21 protein-coding genes are annotated in these 23,339 nt (G+C 61.9%); 7 read left to right on the top strand and 14 right to left on the bottom strand.

Annotation, left to right across the window (positions count from 1 at the left end):
- The first annotated feature begins 3 nt into the window (after positions 1 to 3).
- Entirely contained in the window at positions 4 to 858 is an 855-nt protein-coding gene (gene xopAW, locus N8H74_RS12250; RefSeq protein WP_262147836.1) for a XopAW family type III secretion system calcium-binding effector, read from the top strand.
- A 681-nt stretch (positions 859 to 1,539) separates the two neighbouring features.
- On the opposite strand, the gene N8H74_RS12245 is transcribed toward xopAW, so the two are convergent.
- From N8H74_RS12245 to N8H74_RS12205, 9 genes are all read right to left on the bottom strand, one after another.
- A complete protein-coding gene (locus N8H74_RS12245) occupies positions 1,540 to 2,580 on the bottom strand; it encodes an AI-2E family transporter (RefSeq protein ID WP_217834320.1) in 1,041 nt (346 codons plus the stop codon).
- Between the two features lie 68 nt (positions 2,581 to 2,648).
- On the bottom strand, positions 2,649 to 3,455 hold the full coding sequence (locus N8H74_RS12240; protein ID WP_262147834.1) for a DUF4892 domain-containing protein: 807 nt from the start codon (positions 3,453 to 3,455) through the stop codon (positions 2,649 to 2,651).
- 127 nt (positions 3,456 to 3,582) lie between these two features.
- On the bottom strand, positions 3,583 to 4,437 hold the full coding sequence (locus tag N8H74_RS12235; RefSeq protein ID WP_262147832.1) for an alpha/beta hydrolase: 855 nt from the start codon (positions 4,435 to 4,437) through the stop codon (positions 3,583 to 3,585).
- On the bottom strand, positions 4,434 to 5,240 hold the full coding sequence (locus N8H74_RS12230) for an alpha/beta hydrolase (RefSeq protein WP_262147830.1): 807 nt from the start codon (positions 5,238 to 5,240) through the stop codon (positions 4,434 to 4,436). The genes N8H74_RS12235 and N8H74_RS12230 overlap by 4 nt, the downstream gene beginning before the upstream one ends.
- A gap of 119 nt (positions 5,241 to 5,359) precedes the next feature.
- Positions 5,360 to 5,803, bottom strand: a complete 444-nt coding sequence (locus N8H74_RS12225; RefSeq protein WP_217834324.1) for a hotdog fold thioesterase — start codon at positions 5,801 to 5,803, stop codon at positions 5,360 to 5,362.
- A 31-nt stretch (positions 5,804 to 5,834) separates the two neighbouring features.
- Positions 5,835 to 7,490: an AMP-binding protein gene (locus tag N8H74_RS12220; RefSeq protein ID WP_262147828.1), complete on the bottom strand. Its 1,656-nt coding sequence runs from the start codon at positions 7,488 to 7,490 to the stop codon at positions 5,835 to 5,837.
- An 81-nt stretch (positions 7,491 to 7,571) separates the two neighbouring features.
- Positions 7,572 to 8,024, bottom strand: a complete 453-nt coding sequence (sixA, locus tag N8H74_RS12215) for a phosphohistidine phosphatase SixA (protein WP_217834326.1) — start codon at positions 8,022 to 8,024, stop codon at positions 7,572 to 7,574.
- On the bottom strand, positions 8,021 to 8,368 hold the full coding sequence (locus N8H74_RS12210) for a DUF4389 domain-containing protein (protein ID WP_262147826.1): 348 nt from the start codon (positions 8,366 to 8,368) through the stop codon (positions 8,021 to 8,023). The genes sixA and N8H74_RS12210 overlap by 4 nt, the downstream gene beginning before the upstream one ends.
- A 16-nt stretch (positions 8,369 to 8,384) precedes the next feature.
- Entirely contained in the window at positions 8,385 to 9,410 is a 1,026-nt protein-coding gene (locus tag N8H74_RS12205) for an NAD(P)H-dependent glycerol-3-phosphate dehydrogenase (protein ID WP_262147825.1), read from the bottom strand.
- 196 nt (positions 9,411 to 9,606) lie between these two features.
- Between N8H74_RS12205 and N8H74_RS12200 the strand changes: the two genes are divergently transcribed.
- The 6 genes from N8H74_RS12200 (at position 9,607) to N8H74_RS12175 (ending at position 17,046) form a co-directional block, all read left to right on the top strand.
- Positions 9,607 to 11,730: a TonB-dependent receptor gene (locus N8H74_RS12200; protein ID WP_262147824.1), complete on the top strand. Its 2,124-nt coding sequence runs from the start codon at positions 9,607 to 9,609 to the stop codon at positions 11,728 to 11,730.
- Between the two features lies 1 nt (position 11,731).
- Positions 11,732 to 12,664 carry an ABC transporter substrate-binding protein gene (locus N8H74_RS12195; protein ID WP_262147822.1) on the top strand — a complete coding sequence of 311 codons (933 nt, stop codon included), beginning with the start codon at positions 11,732 to 11,734 and terminating at the stop codon, positions 12,662 to 12,664.
- Positions 12,661 to 14,565, top strand: coding sequence for an ATP-binding protein (locus N8H74_RS12190; protein ID WP_262147820.1), 1,905 nt, complete (start codon positions 12,661 to 12,663; stop codon positions 14,563 to 14,565). The genes N8H74_RS12195 and N8H74_RS12190 overlap by 4 nt, the downstream gene beginning before the upstream one ends.
- Before the next feature lie 247 nt (positions 14,566 to 14,812).
- Complete coding sequence (gene fabA / locus N8H74_RS12185; protein WP_003227150.1) at positions 14,813 to 15,328, top strand: 3-hydroxyacyl-[acyl-carrier-protein] dehydratase FabA; 516 nt, start codon at positions 14,813 to 14,815, stop codon at positions 15,326 to 15,328.
- A gap of 11 nt (positions 15,329 to 15,339) precedes the next feature.
- Entirely contained in the window at positions 15,340 to 16,560 is a 1,221-nt protein-coding gene (gene fabB / locus N8H74_RS12180; RefSeq protein WP_015096439.1) for a beta-ketoacyl-ACP synthase I, read from the top strand.
- A 297-nt stretch (positions 16,561 to 16,857) separates the two neighbouring features.
- Positions 16,858 to 17,046 (top strand): hypothetical protein, encoded by a 189-nt coding sequence (locus N8H74_RS12175; RefSeq protein WP_217834332.1) that lies wholly within the window; start codon positions 16,858 to 16,860, stop codon positions 17,044 to 17,046.
- A 96-nt stretch (positions 17,047 to 17,142) separates the two neighbouring features.
- Here the strand turns inward: N8H74_RS12175 and N8H74_RS12170 are convergent, their stop codons facing one another.
- The 5 genes from N8H74_RS12170 to cysM all read right to left on the bottom strand — a co-directional run bounded on the left by N8H74_RS12170 (position 17,143) and on the right by cysM (position 23,300).
- Positions 17,143 to 17,685 (bottom strand): DUF2058 domain-containing protein, encoded by a 543-nt coding sequence (locus N8H74_RS12170; protein WP_262147817.1) that lies wholly within the window; start codon positions 17,683 to 17,685, stop codon positions 17,143 to 17,145.
- 25 nt (positions 17,686 to 17,710) lie between these two features.
- Positions 17,711 to 18,544 carry a nucleoside triphosphate pyrophosphohydrolase gene (gene mazG, locus N8H74_RS12165; RefSeq protein ID WP_217834360.1) on the bottom strand — a complete coding sequence of 278 codons (834 nt, stop codon included), beginning with the start codon at positions 18,542 to 18,544 and terminating at the stop codon, positions 17,711 to 17,713.
- Between the two features lie 133 nt (positions 18,545 to 18,677).
- Positions 18,678 to 20,921 carry a GTP diphosphokinase gene (gene relA / locus N8H74_RS12160; RefSeq protein ID WP_217834334.1) on the bottom strand — a complete coding sequence of 748 codons (2,244 nt, stop codon included), beginning with the start codon at positions 20,919 to 20,921 and terminating at the stop codon, positions 18,678 to 18,680.
- A gap of 124 nt (positions 20,922 to 21,045) precedes the next feature.
- Positions 21,046 to 22,398, bottom strand: coding sequence for a 23S rRNA (uracil(1939)-C(5))-methyltransferase RlmD (gene rlmD / locus N8H74_RS12155; protein ID WP_262147814.1), 1,353 nt, complete (start codon positions 22,396 to 22,398; stop codon positions 21,046 to 21,048).
- Positions 22,398 to 23,300: a cysteine synthase CysM gene (gene cysM, locus N8H74_RS12150; protein WP_217834336.1), complete on the bottom strand. Its 903-nt coding sequence runs from the start codon at positions 23,298 to 23,300 to the stop codon at positions 22,398 to 22,400. Before cysM ends, rlmD begins: the two co-directional genes overlap by 1 nt.
- Positions 23,301 to 23,339 lie beyond the last annotated feature (39 nt).

The raw sequence follows: 23,339 nt of genomic DNA, 5'->3' as shown, positions 1-23,339 counted from the left end.
CCCATGATCGGTAGCGTCAGCAACTACACGAGCTATACCAGCACCAGCAGCACCACCACGCAAAACGCCCGCAGCCAGCAACTGCAAAAAGAACTGTTCGCCAAGCTCGACAGCAATGGCGACGGCGCGGTGGATCAGGACGAACTGAGCAGCGCCCTGTCGCAGAAGTCCAATGACGGCTTGCTGGTGAGCCTGAGCAAACAATTCGGCGATCTGGACAGCGACGGCAGCGGCAACCTCAGCGCCGAAGAAATGACCGCCATGGCGCCCCCTCCGCCACCACCTCACGACCAGGCCCCGAACACCGACCTCGCCGACGCCCTGATCAGCGCCCTGGACACCGACGGTGACGGTGCCATCAGCGGCGACGAACTGAGCACCGGCCTGACCAGCGCCGGCAGCACCGCCGACAGCAGCGAAGTCTTCTCGGCCCTGGATAAAAACAAGGACGGCGTCGTCAGCCAGGACGAACTCGCCGCCAGCCTCACCCCTCCTCCACCACCGCCACCCCAAATCTCCAGTGACGAACTGTTCAGCCAACTCGACGTCGATGGCGACGGCAGCGTCAGCGCCACCGAACTGAGCAGCGCCCTGCAAACCAGCGACAGCACCTATTCAACCACCAGCGATACCAGCGCTGCACTGCTCAAGGTCCTGGACAGCGACAGCAGCGGCGGTGTCAGCAGCGACGAACTCAAAGCCGCCCTGCAGGCCGGCCGCGAACGGCCCAACGACGAACAAACTGCCAGCGCCCAAACCAGCACTGAAGCGCTCAACCGCATGATCGCCAACCTGAGCAAACAGTACTCGCTCGATAACGCGGCCTCCGTCGGCAAATACCTGAATGTCGCGACCTGAGTGATGGTTTGAGAGCGATCTTTTCCATGCTGGGTTGAGTGTGGGAACGATCGGTTGAGGGGGGATGTGCGTCTTACGGATTTTGCGGGGACAAACTGTGTAGTGATCACAAACAGAATCAAAAGCCCCTCACCCTGTCCCTCTCCCAAAGGGAGAGGGGACTGATCGAAGTGGCAGTGAAGAAGCCGTACACCCGCCAGAACCAGGTCGGCTCAAAGGCCGCCTTCGTGGGCAAGCCCACTCCCACAAGAGCAAGAGCAAGAGCAAGAGCAGCCTGAGAAGCCCGCACCCGCTTCCCACCACTCAACACAATGAGCGTTAGCTCGAGTACCGCTTTTGATCTTGCCGTGCCGGCCCCTTCGGCAGGCTGAGTGGAGGGATTTATCCGGGGGTGGGAGCGCAGCGACCGTTTGGCGAAGCCAAACACATCGAGAGGAGGTGCAGCGAAGCAAACCGTAGGCGATGCCCCCGGATGAATCCCGGAACAAAGGAACCCCGAGCCTCAGCGAGGGGCCGTACGCTGGGGCAAGACTTTTTGGTTCCTTTTGGGGCGTTTGCCAAAAGGGACTCGACCGTCAGGGCGAAACCGCCAGCAGCAACACCCCAAAAAAGGATATTCACACAGAACAAAACCCAGGAGCCTGGTCGGCCCAGAGGCCGCCAAGGCCAAAGCCAAACCAATCAAACCCGAGCCTGACTCTTACTCCAATCCGTCAACAAACTATAAGCCACCGCCAACAAAGTAGGCCCGATAAACAACCCGATAAACCCAAACGCAATCAACCCGCCAAACACCCCAAGCAACACAATCACCAACGGCAAATTCCCCCCACGGCTGATGAGATACGGCTTGAGCACGTTATCCACGCCACTGATGATGAACGTCCCCCAGATCCCGAGAAACACCGCCATCCCGTACTCACCCTTCCACGCCAGCCACGCCGTAGCAGGAATCCACACCAGCGGTGGCCCCATGGGAATCAGACTCAGCAGGAACGTCACAATCCCCAGCACCAACGCCCCCGGCACCCCGGCAATCAGGAACCCTATCAGCGCCAGGATCGCCTGCGCCGCTGCCGTACCAATGACCCCGTTGACCACCCGCTGCACGGTGCCCGCCACCAGTTCGATGTAATACCCCGCGCGGTCGCCGACCAGCCGCTCCAGCAGACTGTGGACAAACGCCGCCAGACGCGGCCCGTCACGGTAGAAAAAGAACACGAAGACAATGCTCAGGGTCAGTTCGAGGATCCCGCCGCCAATCTGCGCGCTGCGCGCCAGCAGCCAGTTGCCGACCTGCCCCAGATAGGGTTTGACCGCCACCAGCATCGCCGCGCCCTGCTGATCGATGCTGTTCCAGATCCCCACCAGACGCTCGCCCACCAGCGGCACACCGCCCAGCCAGGTGGGCGCCTCCGGCAGACCGTCGACCTGCACGTCCTTGATGAAAGCCGTGGCATCGCGCACATGATCGGCCAGGTTGAGCCCCAGCCACACCAACGGTGCAGCCACCAGCACCATCCAGCCCAGGGTCAGCAGCAATGCCGCCAGGGATTCACGACCATTGAGCCAACGGGTCAGCAGGCGCATCAGCGGCCAGCTGGCGAACGCCAGCACGGCCCCCCAGAACAGCGCTGACCAGAACGGCGCCATCACCCAAAGACTGGCACCGAACAGCACCAGCAGGAGGATTTGCACCAGCAGTCGATCGTTATTGAGCATGTAAAGTCTCGAAAAAGTCAGTCAGGCAAAGCGTAGGCGAACACGCGGCATATGCTCGCCCAATACAACTAGCGTAATAGATCGATGCGCAGGCCAGCGCCGTCGGTGCTGCCGGTTTCCATCCGCGCCGCGCGCACGCCCTGACCGATCAGGGCCTGGCGCCAGGCCTCGGCCTTGATTCCGGACACCGTGACCCGCAGCGTGGTATCGAGATTCAGGCCACGGGAGAGCAGGCGCAGCCAGGTGTCATCCGGATCGCCGGTGAGCTTCGGAAAGTCCAGCTCACCGGTGCTTTTCAGCTGTCGCAACAGGGTTGCCGAGGTCGGCAGCAGATCCCCCAGCGGAGCGCCGGCCTCGAACTGTTCGACATGCAGATAGGCCTTGCGATTGCCACGGGTGATGCCATACAGCGCCACCAGGGTGTTATCGCGAGGCGCCGCCAACCGCAGCAGCAGATACGCCTGTTGTTCATCGGCGCCATACAGCTTGGCGTTGCCGAACACTTCGTTGGCCCACAGGCTGCTCTCGCCGCAATCACGCGCCTGACACCAGAACAGCAGCTCGGCGTCCTGTTTCTGCAAGGCTTCGCGGGCAACGGTGAAAGCTTCGTTGGAAGAATGTTCCGGCGGCAGTTCGTAGGTGATCGAGGTGGTTTGCCCACGGGCACTGACCTGACCGTCGAAACGCAACTGGCCACTGATCTTGCGGATCGAGCCCAACGGATAGATCCGTTCCAGCTCCACGGGCGGGCGATAGTCGACGATCTGCGCATCGGTCAGACGCGGCACGATCGGCAGATCCTGACTGCCCGGCAGATCGGCAGCGAATGACAGGGAACTGAAGAAGCCCAGCGCCAGCAGACTGAGTAACCGCATCGGCAGGCTCATCGGGCGGGCATGATCGGGGCGCCGGATCGGCGGTTCGGGGTCGCAGCGGTATCGAAATCCATTGTGGTCGTCTCCCATTTCAACCCGCCCAGCCTCGACAGTTGCCCGGTGCAAGTCAAGGAATGGCGAAGAACCGATTGAAACAGTCTGCGACAAGGTCGGCACCGGACTCGTCGTTCAGGTGCAGATGATGCCCACCCGGCAACTGTTCCCGGCTAAAGGGTAGCCGCTCCAGCAACTCGGGATGTTTGGCCAGCATGCCGTCGGCAGCGACCACCAGTTGCGCAGGACAACCGATCCGCTGGACGAAGGCCATCGCCTGTTCCTGTGTCAGACGCAGCGGCGACGGCAAGGTCAGGCGATTGTCGGTGCGCCAGGTGTAACCGCCGGGCACCGGCATCAGCCCGCGTTGCGCCAACAGCTCGGCGGCTTCGCGACTGACCGCCACCAACCCTTTCATTCGGGCTTCGATGGCGCGGTCGAGGGTGTTGTAGACCGGTTTGCGTTTTTCCCGCAGATCCAGTTGCGCTTGCAGGGCCATGCCCATGCGTTCGGCCGCATTTTCGCCCTTGTCCGTAGGAGGAATCACCCCGTCGATCAACGCCAGATGGGTGATGCGCTCCGGCAGCGAACCGGCCAGCACCAGCGAAACGATCGCGCCCATGGAATGCCCGAGCAGGCCGAAACGCTTCCAGCCCAGTTGCTCGGCGACTTGCAGCACGTCATGGGCGTAGTCCCACAGCGCGTACCCGGCACCGTTCGGACGATGCCCGGAGTGACCGTGACCGGCCATGTCCAGGGCGATGATGCGCAAGCCTTTGAGCTTGGGCGCCAGCCGGGCGAAGCTGTTGGCGTTGTCCAGCCAGCCATGCAGAGCGATCACCGGCAATCCGTCCTCGGGGCCGAACAGGTGCGCCGCCAGTTCGATATGCGGCAGGCTCAGGCGCACTTCTTCGAAGGCATGGTTCATGCGCAATCCCTGGCGAGCCGGTTGTCCCAGCGCTGGAACAGGTTTTTCAGCAGCAACGCCGTGTCCTGCGGCCGCTCCAGAGGAAACATGTGGCCGCCGGGCATGGTCAGCGACTCGCCCTGGGGCAGACGCCCGACAAAACTGGTGTGATGGCGCATCACCACGCGGCTCTTGTGTCCACGTACCACGGCCAGCGGCACCTTCAACTGACGAGTGCGACCAGGGCTGGTGTGCGGCACGCCGCGATAGATGCTGATTTCAGTGGCCGGATCGAAGCGCAGGCGCAGCTTGTTGCCGACTTTGTGCAACCCATGTTGCAGGTAGGCGTCGAAACACTCGGGATCGAAACCACGGAACAGGGTCTTGCCGGCAAAGTAGCTGCGGGCACTGTCGAGGTCGGCAAACTCTTCCCGACGACCGAGGGTTCGCCCGGCCGGCGTCAGTCGGTCAATGAAGCCGAAGCGCTTGGCGGCGCGGATCACCCATTGGTCCGTGCGGGTCAGCACCGGCGAATCGAGCATCACCACGCCCCGGTACAGCTCCGGGCAACGCAGCGCGGCATGCAGATGCAATACGCCACCGAAGGAGTGGCCGACGCCCCACACCGGTTCATCCTGCTGTTGCAGGTGATGGATCAATTCATCAACGAGGTTGTACCAGTTGTCATCCGCCGGAAACCGCGGGTCATGGGCATGCTGTTGCAGATGCGCGACCCGGTACTCGGGCGCCAGCGCCGAGAACAGCTTGCCGTAGGTGCCCGACGGGAAACCATTGGCGTGGGCGAAAAAGATCGGTTGCGACATACCGGCAAATCCATGAGCGGGAAACATGGCGTTGATTGTCCGCAAGACCACGGCGCCGGGCAATGACCGTAACTGCCAGGAATGATGACAGTCCGGTCAGGATGATGGTGCCTGGGAGATCACCGCCCCGGCGGTTGCTCACCCAGCGGCACCACCGCCATGGTCAGCCGCGACACGCAACTGGCCTTGCCCTCATCGCTGGTCAGGCGAATGTCCCAGACGTGAGTCGTGCGGCCGATGTGAATCGGTTTGGCCACCGCCGTCACCCGCCCGCTGCGCAAGCCTCGCAAGTGGTTGGCATTGATCTCCAGGCCCACGCAATAGAATTTGCTGGCGTCGATGCACAGGTAACTGGCCATCGAACCCACGGACTCCGCCAGCACCACCGAAGCACCACCATGCAACAAGCCGTAAGGCTGGTGGGTGCGATGGTCGACGACCATGCTGGCAGTCAGGGACTCGTCGTCGAACGACTCGAAGCGGATATCCAGCACTTCGCCGATGGTGTTTTTCTGGATCGCGTTCAACTGCTCGATATTGGGAGTGGTACGCCACAAGGTCATCGCAGGCTTCCTTTGTTGTTTGGGTCGTCGCTCAATCCTGCCACAGCACCGCCTCGCTGCGCTCGCTCCATTCTTCGAAGCGTGCGCCGTAGGTGTCTTCGATGATGTTGCGTTTGATTTTCAGGGTCGGGGTGAGGAAACCGTTCTCCACCGCCCAGCTGTCCTTGACCACCACCAGCCGGCGCAGACGTTCGTGTTTATCGAGCACCGCGTTGACCTCTTCCAGGAGTTTTTCCAGGCTCGAATGCAGGCTCGCCCGGCCCTCGTCGCGCCCGGCGAGCGACAGCACGCACAAACCCAGCGGCGCGCTCAGGCCGTCGCCGACCACACAGACCTGCTCGATCCGCGAATGCACCGCCAGTCGGTTTTCGATCGGGGCCGGAGCGACGTATTTGCCCTTGCTGGTCTTGAAGATTTCCTTGAGTCGCCCGGTCAGGCGCAAGCGCCCTTCGGCGTCCTGTTCCCCTTTGTCGCCGGTACGCAGAAAGCCGTCCGGTGTCAGGGTTTCTGCGGTTTTCTGCGGTTCCTTGTAGTAGCCGAGCATGTTCGCCTGGCTGCGCACCTGCACTTCACCGCTCTCGTCGATGCGCACCTCGACATCCGGGCACGGCTTGCCGATCCAGCCCTGCCTGTACTGGCCCGGCAGGCAAATGTGCGAATAACCGCTGCTCTCGGTCATGCCGTACACCTCAAGCACCTCCAGCCCGAGTTTCTGATACCAGTCGAGCAAGGCCTGGGGCACCGGCGCCGCGCCGGACAAGGCTACGCGCAAGGCATCCAGCCCCAGCCCCGCCAGGACCTTGTGCCCGACCCGTTTGCCGATAAAGGGCAGACCCAGCAGAAAATCCAGGCGCCTGGCCGGGATCTTGCCGTAGACCCCCATCTGGAACTTCGTCCAGATTCGCGGCACGCCAAACAGCGCCGTGGGCCGCGCCCGTTGCAGATCGGTGATGAAGGTGTCGAGGCTCTCGGCAAAGAACACGGTCTGCCCGGTATAGATCGACGCCAGTTCGACGAACATCCGTTCGGCAACATGGCACAGCGGCAGGTAGGACAGCAGCCGGTCGTTTTCATTGAGGCCGAACAACTGCGTGCCGCGCGTCGTGGCGAAACCGAGGTTGGCGAAGCTGTGCATCACGCCCTTCGGCAGCCCTGTGGTGCCGGAGGTGTAGATGATGGTCGCCAGTTGCTCGGCGGCAGGTCGCGGATCGTCCTGGATCGGCGAGCTGCGTTGCAGGTCTTCCCAACTGAAATCGAACGTGCCCGACGGGTGCAGCGGCAGGCTGATGGTCGGCAGGTTTTCCGGCACGCCGAGGGACATCCCCGGCCAGTCATCGAGCTTGCCGATGAACGCCAGCACGCTGTCGGAGTGCCTGAGCACCTGGCCCACGGAGTCGGCGGTGAGATTGGGATACAGCGGCACCGAGACATGCCCGGCCATCCAGATCGCCAGGTCGGCGATGATCCAGTGCGCGCAGTTTTTCGAGATCAGCGCAATGTGGCTGCCCTGGGGCAACTCCCGGGCACGCAGCCAGTGCGCTGCGCAGCGAGCCTGATGGCCGACATCAGCCCAGGTCAGCGTCTCGACCTGCCCGCCACCGATGGGTTGCACCAGAAAGCGTTGGCGCGGATGCCGGGCTTCACGCTCGTAGAACACGTCCAGCGGCAAACGGGATGCGACAGACATGCGACTCGCTCCTCTTTTTGGGTCTGGAGCAAGCGTAGCCAACCAAGCAAGTGCTTGGTTGGAAATTTCAAACAAATAATTTCAGGGGTGTTTGAGGCTGTTGAGCGTCATCGAGCCGATCAGCAGCTCGCCATGCTCAAGCTCCGCCAGGCCCGCCGTGCTGACTTTTTCCGGCGGATGCCCGGCGCCGTGTTGCAGGTAGCTCAGCAGATGCCCCACCAGCGGATTGTGGCTGACCAGCAGCACGTTGCTCACCGACACCAGTTGATCGGTCACCCGGTCCGGATCGGTTTCCGGCGTCAGCCACTCGACCGTGCGGATCTCCGGTTCGAAACCCAGTGCCTCACGCACCAATTGCGCCGTTTGCTGCGCACGCAGGTAAGGGCTGGCGTAGATAGCGGTCAACGGCTGGCCGATCAGCCGCGCCGCGCTGCTCAAGACTTCCTTGCGACCGTGTTCGGTCAGCGCTCGCTCGGAGTCGGCGCGCGAACCGTAGGGCTCGGCCTCGCCATGACGCAATACCCAGAGTTTCATAGTTTGGGTTCCTCATCTCGGACCGGATGGGCGGCCGATGGCACCGCATGCGGCGCTTCGCCTTCCGGGGCTCGTGGCGTCGGCCAGTCGGCGAACGGCCAAGGCTTCTGGTCGCTGTGGAAACTGCCGAAACGGCCGATCTGCGCCAGGAACTGGCTCAGGCTGTCGCCGAAGTTCATCAGGCCGGCGCTCGGGGCGCCGTAGATCAAACGATAGATCAATTGCACCAGCACCACCGCGCCGAGGATGAACTGCGCGACCTGCCAGACCAGCACGTAGACAATCATCCACAGCACGCGCAACAGGATGGACTCGTATTTGGCTTCGATTTTCGGATCGTTCATGTTGGCTCCCTGCTACTCAGTTGAAACCACTGGTGGAAATAAAGTCGACGTCGGTTTTCGGCTCGGCCCGCATCAGCAGCCCGATCACCTGCTCCAGCGTGCGCCCTTCGAACAGAATCGCATGCAGCCCGGCGACCAGCGGCATGTACACGCCAATCTCCTGGGATTTGGCCTTGAGCACTTTCAGGGTGTTGACCCCTTCGGCGACCTCCCCCAGACGCGACACCGCTTCGTCGAGACTCAGGCCCTGACCGAGGGCGAAACCGACCTGATAGTTGCGGCTCTTGGGCGACGAGCAGGTGACGATCAGATCGCCGACGCCGGCCAGGCCGAGGAACGTCATCGGGTTGGCGCCCTGACTCACGGCAAACCGGGTCATCTCGGCCAGGGCGCGGGTGATCAGCATGCTCTTGGTGTTCTCGCCCATTTCCAGCGCCACCGCCATGCCGGCGATGATCGCGTAAACGTTTTTCAACGCACCGCCCAGTTCCACGCCAAAGCGATCGGCGCTGGCATACACACGGAACGTACAGCCATGCAACGCAGCCTGCACTTCTTTGCAGAGGTCTTCGTCTTCGCTGGCGACCACCGTGGCAGTCAGTGCGTGTTCGGCGATTTCCCGCGCCAGGTTCGGCCCGGACAGCACGCCGATGCGCGCCTGCGGGGCGATCTCTTCGAGAATCTGGCTCATCAGTTTGAAGGTGTGGGCTTCGATGCCCTTGGTCAGGCTGACCAGCATCTTGCCGCTCAAGCGCTCGGCATGCGCGGCCAGCACCGTGCGCAACGCGCTGGACGGCAGCGCGACAAAGCACAAGTCACAGGCGTCGAGGGTTTCTTGCAGGTCGGTGACGGCGGTCACCTGCGGCAGAATCTTGATGCCCTTGAGGTAACGCGGGTTCTCGCGATTGACCCGGATGGCCTCGGCCTGCTCCGGATCACGCATCCACTGCCGGACTTGATGGCCGTTCTCGGCCAACAGATTGGCCACGGCGGTACCGAAACTTCCGCCTCCCAGGACCGCAATCGGGCGCTGTTCAGTCATATGTAATCCGTTAATCCATACCAGTGGCGATGCGGGCATTATACGGAGCGGCCCCCGCTCGGACAGCCCCGAGATCAATTACCGGCACTTGTAGGAAGAAGACCAACAAAAGCTAGGAAAATGCCTGCAACGTGACTGGAAAAGTCACTGCCGTCGGTTAACATGCGCGCCAATTCTTCACTATCAAGGCTGCGTCGTGTCTCTTGGCCCCTCCTCCACTCGTTCGTCCCTGCTGCTGGCGCTGCTGTTCAGCCCGGGATTGCTGGCGGACGACCTGTTTCTCGAGAGCGAGAGCCTGCCGCAAGTATTGACTGCCACCCGGCTGAAGCAGACACCGGCGGAAGTGCCGGGGAGCATGACCGTACTCGACAGCGAACTGATCACTGCCAGCGGCGCCCGGGACATCAGCGAACTGCTGCGTCTGGTGCCGGGGATGATGGTCGGCAACATCAGCGGCAATCAGGCGGCGGTCAACTACCACGGCACCAACGCCAGCGAAGCGCGGCGCATGCAGGTGCTGATCGACGGCCGCTCGGTGTACCGCGCGGGCCTGGCCACGGTGGACTGGAGCGACATTCCGGTGGCCATGGAGGACATCGAGCGCATTGAGGTGTTTCGCGGGCCGAACACTGTCAGCTACGGCGCCAACGCGCTGATGGCGGTGGTCAACATCATCACCCGCCATCCGGCGGACAGTCACGGCACCCGCCTGAAGATCACCCGTGGCGAGCGCGGCATCAACGATTTCTATGCCAGCCAGGGCCTCGGCTGGAGCGGCGGCGACCTGCGTCTGTCGCTGTCCGGCCAGGAAGACGACGGTTTCGACAGCGATCGCAATGGCGCCGACTACCGCGACAGCCGCCGCTTGAACCGCTTCAGTCTCGCGGTCAGCCAGGCCCTGAGCGACAACCAGAGTCTCGACTGGCAGATCGACGCGAAGGACGGCACCAACCAGCGGCCCTACACCTACCACCCGGTGTTCTCCGGGATTACCGCCGCCGGGAACAATTCCGACGTAATCGCCAAGGATTACGCCGGTTCGGTGCGCTGGAACCTCGACGTCAATCCAGATCACAGCCTTTATATACAAGGCTCGGCTCAGCACTGGGATCGCCAGCAAGTCTGGCGCGCCTGCGACGCCGAAGTATCGTTCAGCCCGCAACTCACGCAGCTATGGCAGCTCAACCCGAACTACACCGAGCGACTGGCGCGCAACATGCCGCGCTTCGCCGGTCCCGGCGCGCCGCCCGGCACGGCGGCGGAAATGGCCCTGGCCAATCAGGTGCTGGATCAATGGCGCGACGGCGCCAGCCAGACCCTTTGCGGCGACATCGACCAGAGCACCCGGGAATCGCGCTACGACCTCGAATTGCAGGACACCCTCAGCCTGTCCGACAGCCTGCGACTGGTCAGCGGCATGAACTATCGTTACGACCGGGCCGATTCCGAGACGTACTTCAACGGCACCCTGGACGACACCACCTGGCGTGCCTTCGGCCAACTGGAATGGCGCGCCAGCGAGCACTGGCTGTTGCAGGGCGGTGCGATGTACGAAGACACCCGGCTGATCGGCAGCTCGCTGACGCCCAGGTTCGCCGTCAACTATCTGATCAACCCGCGCCACAGCCTGCGTGCGGTGTACTCGGAGGCGATCCGTTCGCCGGACATGTTCGAGAACAACGTCAACTGGAGTTATCAGGTGACCAACCTGCAGCCCGCAGCCTTTGGCCAGTCTTCGGCGCGCTACTTCGTCAAGACCCGTGGCCCCGGCGATCTCGACCAGGAGCACATACGCTCGCGGGAGCTGGGCTACAACGGTTATTTTGCCGAGCTTGGTCTGGCACTGGACGTGAAGCTGTTCTACGACGAAATCAGCGGCATGATCAGCGAACCGCTGCGCAACAATCAGTACATCGCCAGCAACGCCAACAACTCGCGCTTTCGCGGTACGGAAAGTCAACTGGACTGGCGCCTGAGCCAGATCGACCGCTTGCGCCTGACCTACGCGTTCGTTGACGCCGAAGCGAGCAATCCTCTCGACCAGCAATTCTCCGCCCGCAACAGCGGCTCGGCCGGCTGGCTGCGCGACTGGGGCCACGGCTGGAACAGCGCCCTCTTCTACTATGGCGACAATGCGCTCAACGGCTACCGCTTCGAACGGGTCGATACCCGCATCGCCAAACGCATCCCCCTGGGCAAGGCCCACCTGCAACTGGCCGGCGTGCTGCAACAGCGCCTCGATCACCAGCCGACCACATTCGTCGACAATAATTATGACGAACGCCGGGTGATGTACTTCAGCGCCGAGCTGGAGTTCTGACATGCGCTACGGCACGTCACGGAAGACGCCAACGGTCGGTCAATGGCTGATCGGCCTCTGCCTGTTCCTCACCGCCTGGCTGCATGGGGTGGCGGTTCAGGCGGCGGACATTCTGCTGATCGGCAGCGAGGAAAGCCCTGGCGTGCAGTCGTTCGTGCAGGCCCTGAGCGAATTGCGCCCGACCGACCGCGTGCGTTTCCAGCCGCTGGCCAGCCTGCCGGCGCCGGGCAAGCTGCCGGCCAGCCTGCGCCTGATCCTGCTGGACCTGCCGAGCCTGGACTGGCGCCTGAAAGAGTCCCAAGGCCCGGCGACGCTGGTCTTGCGCATCAGTCGCCTGCAAGCGCAGCAGCGTTTCGCCGGCGCGCAACCCGCGCATTTGAGCCTGCTGTGGAGCGATCCGCCGCTGAGCCGGCAGTTGCAACTGATCCGGCGGATTCTGCCCCAGGCCCGGCGGGTCGGTGTGCTGTTCGATCAACACAGCGAGTTCATGCTCAAGGAACTGCATCTGGCGGCCAGCCCGTTCCATCTGGAAATCGTCGGCCAGCGCTGGGACAACACCCAGGACAGCCGCCCGTTGCAAGCGGTGCTGAAAAACAGCGATGTGTTGCTGGGCCTCGACGATCCGGATCTGTACAACCCGAAAACCGCGAAAAACCTGCTGCTCAGCAGCTACTCGCGGCAACTGGCGCTGGTTGGCCCGAACGCCGCATTCGTGCGGGCCGGCAGCCTCGCCAGCACCTACAGCGACCAGCGCGACTGGCTGGCGATCCTCGACGACTTGCTCGACCGCCCACCCGCCAGTTGGCCGCGCTCGCTCTATCCCGGACGTTTTAAAGTCTTAAGCAATGCGCAAGTGGCTCGTTCCCTGAGTATCGAACCGATTGATGAAGTCTCCGTTGCTACGGAATTGGCCGAAGGAGAGCGCCACCCATGATTTTTCGTCGCCGATGGGACATCAACACCCGCACCCAGCTCATCAGCCTCGGGCCTGCGTTGTTGCTGACCTTGCTGCTGATCAGTTTTTTCACCTTCGTGCGCATCCAGGATTTGCGCCAGGAGCTCAATCACACCGGGCAACTGATCGCCAATCAACTGGCCCCCGCCACTGAGTACGGGGTGATTTCCGGCAATAACGAAGTGTTGGAAAGTCTGCTCAAGGCCACGCTGGCGACACCCAACGTACGTTTTCTGGAAATTCAGGACAGTGCCAACCGGATTCTGGTCTACGTCGAACAACCGGCGGACAGCCACCGACGCCCGCATCAGGTCGAAGTGTTCCAGGCTCCGGTGCGCCTGCAACGCATTGCCCTGCACAACGATTTCTTTCAGGACGGCAAAAGCGCCAACGGCGCGGCCGGCGAGGACTATCTGGGGCGGGTGATTGTCGGCCTGTCCAACGATGCGTTCAGTCAGCGCCAGCAGGAAATCCTGTTCAAGGCCGGGGTTCTAGCGCTGTTCGCCCTGCTTTTCACTTTTGTTCTGGCGCGACGTCTGGCCGGGAGCCTGGCGCAGCCGATCCGGGATATCGGCCTGGCGGTCAAGGCGATTCAGGACGGCGACTACAAGACACCGCTGCCGATCGTCGATGACACCGAACTCGGTGCCCTGTCGCAACACATCAACAACCTGGCCCAGGCTCTGGAGCAGGCCAGCCGCGAACAGCACCAGGCCATGGCGCAACTGATCCAGACCCGCGAAGAGGCGGAAAAGGCCAATAACGCCAAGTCGGATTTCCTGGCGATGATGAGCCATGAACTGCGCACACCCATGAATGGCGTGCTCGGCATGCTGCAATTGCTGGAAACCACCGAAATGACCGAGGAGCAGATCGAGTACGCGGCCCTGGCCTCGGAATCCACCGAGCACCTGCTCAAGGTGATCAACGATATTCTCGATTTCTCGCGCATCGAGCGCTCGGAACTGGAACTGGAGCACATCGCGTTCAACCTTGCCGACCTGATCGGCGCCTGCGCCCAGTCGTTCCAGCACAGCGCGGTGCAGCGTGGCCTGAGCCTGCAACTGCGCATCCCGGACGATATGCGCGGTTTGCAGGTTCAGGGCGATCCAACGCGGATCCGGCAGATTCTGGTGAACCTGCTGGGCAACGCACTGAAGTTCACCGAGCAGGGACGCGTCAGCATCGAGGCGCAGTGGCAATCGCTGGATCACGAACTGCTGTGGTTCACCTGCTCGGTACGCGACAGCGGCATCGGCATTCCTCCGGAGAGCCTGGAGCTGATGTTCAATGCGTTCCAGCAGGCCGACAGCTCGATTTCCCGGCGCTACGGCGGCACGGGCCTCGGTTTGCCGATTGCCCGTACCCTCGCCGAACGAATGGGCGGCACCTTGCGCGCGCAGAGTGAGGAAGGTCGCGGCTCAGTGTTCACCCTGGAAATTCCGCTGGCGCTATATAAGCAGGCACTGCCGGCACTGACCGCGCCGCGTGCGGTGAACGGCACCGGTCACGGCGAGGGGCGCAATGTGCTGCTGGTCGAGGACAACCCGGTCAATCAGACCGTCATCGAATCCATGCTGCGCAGCCTGGGCTTTGCCGTCAGCGTCGCCACCGATGGCGCGCAAGCGGTGCGCAGTGCCGGCGACGGCAGCTTCGAGGCGATTCTGATGGACTGCCGCTTGCCGGTCATCGACGGCTACGAGGCGACCCGGCAGATCCGCCGTCTGCCCGGCTGCAGTCAGGTGCCGATCATCGCCCTGACCGCCAATGCCTTGCAGGGCGACCGCGAGAACTGCCTGTCGGCAGGAATGAACGACTACCTGGCCAAGCCATTCAAACGCAATGACCTGCAGCAGATTCTGCAACGCTGGGTGCAGTAGTAACGGCCTTTCGACCATCTGCGACTGGCGTGAAAAGCGAAAGTGCGGCAGTCTTAGGCACCGAAACGAGCCTCAAAAGGGGCTTGAATAAAAATTTCAGTGCACAAGTGTACATTCATGTCCTTGGTGCTGTGACTTTCACTACAACGCAATAGTCTATGAGTAGGCTGCCGGATCGAGGCATGAACGCTTCGATCGGCCGGGAAGATTTGCCCCACCTGCCGCATGGGACTATTGAGGAGCTCGCATGACCAAACAAAACGCCTTTACCCGGGAAGACCTGCTGCGCTGCAGTCGCGGTGAGCTGTTCGGCCCAGGTAACGCGCAACTGCCCGCCCCGAACATGCTGATGGTGGATCGCATCACCCTGATCAGCGAAGAAGGCGGCAAGTACGGCAAAGGTGAATTGGTCGCCGAGCTGGATATCAACCCTGACCTGTGGTTCTTCGCCTGCCACTTCGAGGGCGATCCGGTGATGCCGGGCTGCCTGGGTCTGGATGCCATGTGGCAACTGGTCGGCTTCTTCCTGGGCTGGCAAGGCCTGCCGGGCCGTGGCCGTGCGCTGGGTTCGGGCGAAGTGAAGTTCTTCGGTCAGGTCCTGCCGACCGCCAAGAAAGTCACCTACAACATTCATATCAAGCGCGTCCTCAAGGGCAAGCTGAACCTGGCCATCGCCGACGGTTCGGTCACTGTCGACGGTCGCGAAATCTACACCGCCGAAGGCCTCCGGGTCGGCGTGTTCACCTCCACTGACAACTTCTAAGGGTTATTCGCATGCGCCGCGTCGTTATCACTGGTCTGGGCATTGTTTCGTGCCTGGGCAATGACAAAGAGACCGTCTCCGCTAACCTGCGTGCAAGCCGCCCGGGCATCCGGTTCAACCCGGAATATGCCGAAATGGGTCTGCGTAGCCAGGTTTCCGGCTCCATCGACCTCAACCTTGAAGAGCTGATCGATCGCAAGATCTATCGCTTCGTCGGCCACGCGGCGGCTTACGCCTACCTGGCCATGAAAGACGCCATCACCGACTCCGGCCTGACCGAAGAGCAAGTGTCGAACCCGCGTACCGGCCTGATCGCCGGCTCCGGCGGTGCTTCCACTCTGAACCAGATGGAAGCGCTGGACATCCTGCGCGAGAAAGGCGTCAAGCGCGTCGGCCCATACCGCGTAACGCGGACCATGAGCAGCACCGTTTCGGCCTGCCTGGCCACGCCGTTCAAGATCAAGGGCCTGAACTACTCCATCGCTTCTGCCTGCGCCACCAGTGCTCACTGCATCGGTACTGCCATGGAACAGATCCAGATGGGCAAGCAGGACATCGTTTTCGCCGGCGGCGGTGAAGAGGAGCACTGGAGCCAGTCGTTCCTGTTCGACGCCATGGGTGCCCTGTCCAGCAAGCGCAACGACACCCCGGAACAAGCCTCCCGCGCCTACGACGCCGACCGTGACGGTTTCGTCATCGCTGGCGGTGGCGGCATGGTCGTGGTCGAGGAGCTGGAGCACGCTCTGGCCCGTGGCGCGAAGATCTACGCGGAAATCGTCGGCTACGGCGCGACTTCCGACGGCTACGACATGGTTGCCCCGAGTGGCGAAGGCGCGATCCGCTGCATGCAGCAGGCGCTGTCCACCGTCGACACCCCGATCGACTACCTGAACACCCACGGCACCTCGACTCCGGTCGGCGACGTCGCGGAAATGAAAGGTGTGCGCGAAGTGTTCGGCGACAAGGCACCGGCCATCAGCTCCACCAAGAGCCTGTCGGGTCACTCCCTGGGCGCCGCCGGCGTTCACGAAGCGATCTACTGCATGCTGATGATGGAAGGCAACTTCATCGCCGGTTCCGCCAACATCGACGAACTGGACCCTGAAGTGGCCGATCTGCCGGTGCTGACCAAGACCCGCGAAAACGCCACCATCAACACCGTGATGAGCAACAGCTTCGGCTTCGGTGGCACCAACGCCACCCTCGTGCTGAAGCGCTGGGAAGGCAAGTAATGCCCTTCTGTTGAGCCGCACATGAAAACGCCCCGACTGGTTCGGGGCGTTTTTTTTCGCCTGCGCAAAACCTCAAGGGCCTTGCACAAGCGCCTGAAATGGCTCTCAAAGATGAAAAATCTGTCATGCAACCAACCGCCCTGCGACTGAATGTCGCGGATTTGGCGGGCTGCAGCACTGTTGCGAATTTCGCAAGAATACATTGCACAAATAGAGCGTTTACTTAGCCGGCTAACAAAATCTATAAAAGAGGCCTGCACACGCCTTGCTGCAGATAACAGAGATTGGAGCTAGCAGATGACTGTAAAAGTAACTGAACGCGACGATTCACACATGTCCCATGAAGGCGTAGCCGCCGGTATACGGATCTGGGATGTGCATCAACAAGATTTGCTGGTCGGGATGTTCCATAACGAAATCGACGCCCACAACTACAAGGCCGAACTGGAACTGCAAGAACGGCAGCGGGATCTGAAATCCGCCTGAGCCAATCACAGCATTGAAAACGACAAACCCCGCCATGAGCGGGGTTCGTCGTTTCTGGACGCTGTCAGCACCGCCTGGCGGCGTGACGCGGCAGGCTTACCACATCAGATCGTCAGGGATCTGGTAGGCCGCGTACGGATCGTCCTCGGCATTGACCTCTTCGACCTTCTCGTTCATCTGCACGATGCGCTGCGGATCGCGCTCCTGGATCTTCAGGGCCGCTTCACGAGGGATCACTTCATAACCGCCGGCATGGTGCACGATCGCCAGCGAGCCGCTGCTGAGCTTGTTGCGCATCAGCGTGTTGACGGAGATACGCTTGACCTTCTTGTCGTCAACGAAGTTGTAGTAGTCCTCGGTGGTCAGCTTCGGCAAGCGCGAGACTTCGATCAACTGCTTGATCTGCGCCGCGCGGGCCTTGGCCTCGACCTTCTCCTGCTGCTGACGGTTCAGCTCCTGGTCGCGCTTGACCTTCTCGGCCTGGGCTTCCTGGGCGGCGCGTTGCTGCGAATCATCCAGCTCGATCTGGCCTTTGTGGGCCAGGCGCTGTTGCTTCTGCTTGTCCTTGGTGACCTGCTTGGCCTGCTTCTGGTTGACCAGCCCTGCTTTGAGCAGCTGGTCGCGAAGGGAAATACTCATGGTGCTTACTCACTTGGGCAGCTGCTCAGCCGCAGCCGGGCAAATTCTTTTCCTGACGCTTGGCTTCGCCCCACAGGGCGTCCAACTCTTCGAGGGTGCAATCTTCCATGGGACGGTGGGTGTCGCGCAATGCCTGTTCGATAAAACGGAAACGCCGCTCGAACTTGCCATTGGCGGCACGCAATGCGCTTTCCGGATCGACCTTCAGGTGCCGGGCCAGGTTGACCACGGAAAACAGCAGGTCGCCGATTTCCTCGGTCACCGCCTCCGAATCGTTTTCGGACATGGCTTCGAGCACTTCATCGAGTTCTTCGCGCACCTTGTCCAGTACCGGCAAGGCATCGGGCCAGTCGAAACCGACCTGTCCGGCACGCTTCTGCAACTTGGCCGAACGCGACAACGCCGGCAACGCGGCAGGCACATCGTCGAGCAGTGACAATTGTTGCGGCTCGGCGGATTTCTCGGCGCGCTCTTCGGCCTTGATCTCTTCCCAGCGATGCTTGACCTGTTCTTCATCGAGTCGCGGCACGTCCAGCGGTGCGTACAGATCGCCGGTCGGGAACACGTGCGGATGACGGCGGATCAACTTGCGGGTGATGCTGTCGACCACACCGGCAAATTCGAAGCGCCCTTCTTCCCGGGCCAACTGGCTGTAATACACCACCTGGAACAACAGATCACCCAACTCGCCCTGCAAGTGATCGAAGTCGCCCCGTTCGATGGCGTCGGCCACTTCGTAGGCTTCTTCGAGGGTGTGCGGAACGATGGTCGCGTAGGTCTGCTTGATGTCCCACGGGCAACCGTATTGCGGATCGCGCAGGCGGTTCATCAGGTGCAGCAGGTCTTCAAGACTATGCATCATTTATCTCTCACCACAAAACCCGTGCGGGAGCGGGCTTGTTCGCGAATACGGAGTGTCCGGCAACAAATAGGTCGACTGACACATCCTCTTCGCAAGCAAGCCGGCTCCCACAGTTGATCGGCGTTGATCTTCAAGGGGTACGGTTACGTCGGGTTTCGATGATGTTCGGCAACTGGGAAATCCGCCCGAGCAACCGCCCCAGCGCATCGAGACCAGGGATCTCGATGGTCAGGGACATCAACGCGGTGTTGTCTTCCTTGTTCGAGCGGGTGTTGACCGCCAGCACGTTGATGCGCTCGTTGAGCAGCACCTGGGAGACGTCACGCAGCAGGCCGGAACGGTCGTAGGCACGGATGATGATGTCCACCGGGTAGGTGAGCACCGGCACCGGCCCCCAACTGACCTGGATGATCCGTTCCGGCTCGCGTCCGGCCAGTTGCAGCACCGAGGCGCAGTCCTGACGGTGAATGCTCACGCCACGGCCCTGGGTGATGTAGCCGACGATGGCGTCGCCCGGCAATGGCTGGCAGCAGCCGGCCATCTGGGTCATCAGGTTGCCGACGCCCTGGATCTGGATGTCGCCACGCTTGCCCGGTTTGTAGCCGGAGGCCTTGCGCGGAATCAGCTCCAGTTGCTCGTTGCCGCGCTCGGGCTCGACCAGTTGCTGGGCCAGGTTGACCAGTTGCGCCAGACGCAGGTCGCCGGCACCGAGGGCGGCGAACATGTCCTCGGCGGTTTTCATGTTGGCCTTGTCGGCCAGCTTGTCGAAATCCACCGCCGGCAGGCCGAGGCGATTGAGCTCGCGCTCGAGCAGGGTCTTGCCGGCCGCAACGTTCTGGTCGCGCGCCTGCAACTTGAACCAATGAACGATCTTCGCCCGCGCCCGCGAGGTGGTGACGTAACCGAGGTTGGAGTTCAGCCAGTCGCGGCTCGGCGTGCCGTGCTTGCTGGTGATGATCTCGACCTGCTCACCGGTCTGCAGGCTGTAGTTGAGCGGTACGATCCGCCCGTTGATCTTCGCGCCACGGCAGTTGTGACCGATTTCTGTGTGTACGCGGTAGGCGAAGTCCAGCGGCGTCGCGCCTTTCGGCAAGTCGATGGCGTGACCGTCGGGGGTGAAGATGTAGACCCGGTCCGGCTCGATATCGACCCGCAACTGTTCGGCAAGGCCGCCGATATCGCCCAGTTCTTCGTGCCACTCGAGCACCTGACGCAGCCAGGAGATTTTCTCTTCATAGTGGTTCGAGCCGGACTTGACGTCGGTGCCCTTGTAGCGCCAGTGCGCGCAGACGCCGAGCTCGGCTTCTTCGTGCATCGAATGGGTACGGATCTGCACTTCCAGCACCTTGCCTTCAGGACCGATCACCGCCGTGTGCAACGAGCGATAACCGTTTTCCTTGGGGTTGGCGATGTAGTCGTCGAACTCTTTCGGGATGTGTCGCCACAGGGTATGGACGATGCCGAGCGCGGTGTAGCAGTCGCGCATTTCCGGCACCAGCACCCGCACCGCGCGCACGTCGTAGATCTGGCTGAATTCCAGGCCCTTGCGCTGCATTTTGCGCCAGATCGAATAGATGTGCTTGGCCCGGCCGCTGATGTCAGCCTCGACGCCGGTGGCCTGCAATTCGTTCTTCAACTGGCTCATCACGTCGCTGATGAAACGCTCGCGATCCAGTCGCCGCTCGTGCAGCAGCTTGGCGATCTGCTTGTACTGATCGGGCTCCAGGTAACGGAAGGACAAGTCCTCCAGTTCCCATTTGATATGACCGATGCCGAGCCGGTGCGCGAGTGGCGCATAGATGTCGAAGACTTCCCGGGCGACGCGGTTGCGCTTTTCGTCGTCAGCGGTTTTCACCGCACGGATCGCGCAGGTGCGTTCGGCCAGTTTGATCAGCGCGACGCGCACATCGTCGACCATCGCCACGAGCATCTTGCGCAGGTTTTCCACCTGGCCCTGAGTGCCCATCACCATGGACTGGCGCGGGCTGAGGCTGGCACTGATCGCCGCCATGCGCTGCACGCCGTCGATCAGCTTGGCCACCACCGGGCCGAAGCGCTGACTGACCGCCGCGAGTTCGATCTGGCCTTCGCGCACGCCACGGTAAAGCACCGCGGCGACCAGCGAATCCTGATCGAGTTTGAGGTCGGCGAGAATCTCGGCGATCTCAAGGCCGGTGCTGAAACTGCCACTGCCTTCGGACCACAGATTCTTCGCTGCATTGGATTGCTGCTCGGCCTGTCGAGCGTACTCGCAGGCCTCTTTCAAGGCTTCGCGATCCAGTGCCAGATCGACACTGACCGCATGATCGAGCCAAGCCTCGAGATTGATACTGCCGTCAGTATTGATCGGCTGGTGTGCTCTCACCTGTACCATCTTGCTTTACCTTCCCTACGACGCAGATTCAATGCGTCAAATCACTGACCTTCATTGCCCGTTTGCGCTCGCGGGGCTAAGACGAGCGCTGCACGGGCGGACCAGTCGGATCAGACGAGCCATCCTAGCTCGCTTCAAATAACGCCATGGCCTCGACATGCGCCGTCTGAGGAAACATATCGAGAATCCCGGCACGTTTTAACCGGTAGCCCTGCTTGATCAATTCGACCGTATCGCGCGCCAGAGTTGCAGGGTTGCACGACACATAGACCAACCGCTCGGCACCCAGGGTCGCGAGCTTGCGCACCACCTCGAAAGCACCGTCACGCGGTGGGTCCAAGAGTACCGCAGAAAAGCCTGTTCCGATCCACTCGGCATCAGTCAAAGGCTGGGATAAATCGGCCTGAAAAAACTTTGTGTTATGCAAATTGTTGCTGGCCGCATTGCTGGCTGCGCGCTCGACCATGGTCTGCACGCCCTCGACCGCCACCACCTCGCGCACGGCCCTGGCCAGCGGCAGGGCAAAGTTGCCCAGACCGCAGAACAGATCCAGAACGCGCTCGTCGCGCGTCGGTTTCAACCAGTCGAGCGCCTGGGCGACCATCGCCTCGTTGACCCCGGCGTTGACCTGAATGAAATCCCCCGGCCGATAGGCCAGTTGCAGATCCCATTGCTCCAGGCGATACCCCAACGATTGCGTGGCATCCACCGGTTGTGGCTCGCCTTCGCCATGCAGCCATAATTGCGCTTCATGGAACGCGCAGAAATCCTTGAGGATCGTCAGGTCGGCCTCGGACAGCGGCGCCATGTGCCGCAGCAACAGTGCCAGCGACGAACCGCTGAACAACTCGACATGCCCCAGCGCCTGAGGTTTGCTCAAACGCCGGAGCATCTCCGGCAAGCGGGTCATGATCGGCTGCAAGGGCTGTACCAGCACCGGGCATTCGCTGATCGCGACGATGTCCTGACTACCGGCGGCACGGAAACCGACTTCGAGATTCTTTGCCTTCATGTCCCAGCGCACGGCGATCCGGGCGCGGCGGCGATAACCGAATTCGGGACCGGTCAACGGCGCAGCCCACTCATCAGGCTCGACACCGGCGACCCGTGACAACTGCTCGGCGAGCATGCGCTGTTTCAGGGCAAGCTGTTCATCGTGGGGCAGATGCTGGACGCTGCAACCGCCACAGCGGCCAGCGTGCTGGCACGGCGCCGGACGGCGCAATTCACTGGCCTTGAACACCCGTTCGCTGCGTGCCTCGACCACTTTACCGTGCGCGCCCAGCACCCGTGCCTCGACCTCTTCACCGGCCAGGGCACCGAGCACGAACCAGGTACGCCCTTCGAAAAACGCGATCCCCCGACCGTCGTTGGCCAGGCGCTCGATGTTCAAGCGCTGCTTTTTACCGGTCGGGACTTGCGGGGCCTTGCTGCCGCCAGTGGGCTGGAAGCGCAGGCCTCTCTCATGCTTGGCCATCAGTTGGGCGCGTCGAAAATGCCGGTCGACAGGTAACGGTCGCCACGGTCACAAATGATCGCGACGATCACCGCGTTTTCAAGTTCTTTGGACAGGCGCAGCATCGCTGCCACCGCACCGCCCGAAGACACGCCACAGAAGATGCCTTCTTCACGGGCCAGACGCCGGGTGATGTCCTCGGCTTCGCTCTGTGCCATATCGACGATGCGGTCGACGCGATCGGCCTGATAGATCTTCGGCAGGTATTCCTGCGGCCAGCGACGGATGCCGGGAATGGCCGCGCCTTCCATTGGTTGCAGGCCGACGATCTGCACGCTCTCGCTCTGCTCTTTCAGGTAACGCGACACACCCATGATGGTGCCGGTGGTGCCCATCGAGCTGACGAAGTGGGTGATGCTGCCCTGGGTCTGACGCCAGATTTCCGGGCCGGTGGTGGTGTAGTGCGCTTCGGGGTTGTCACCGTTGGCGAACTGGTCCAGCACCTTGCCACGGCCTTCGGCTTCCATTCGCTGAGCGAGGTCGCGGGCGCCTTCCATGCCTTCTTCCTGGCTGACCAGAATCAGTTCGGCACCGTAGGCGGTCATCGCTGCCTTGCGTTCGGCGCTGGAGTTGTCCGGCATGATCAGGATCATCTTGTAACCCTTGATCGCGGCGGCCATCGCCAGGGCGATCCCGGTGTTGCCCGAGGTCGCCTCGATCAGCGTATCGCCGACATGAATCTGCCCACGCAACTCGGCACGGGTGATCATCGACAGCGCCGGACGATCCTTGACCGAACCCGCCGGATTGTTCCCTTCCAGCTTGAGCAATAAGGTGTTGCTGGTTTCGCCAGGCAGGCGCTGCAAACGAACCAGCGGGGTGTTGCCGACGCAATCGGCGATGGTTGGGTACTGCAAAGTCATGGCGTATTCGCAATCCGGACGTGCGGGGGCGCCTATCAT

Origin of the sequence: Pseudomonas sp. B2M1-30 (genome assembly GCF_025447575.1) — a bacterium.
GTDB lineage: Bacteria > Pseudomonadota > Gammaproteobacteria > Pseudomonadales > Pseudomonadaceae > Aquipseudomonas > Aquipseudomonas botevensis.
The sequence above is the reverse complement of the archived record's forward strand: the minus strand, read 5'-3'. Positions and strand labels throughout refer to the sequence as shown.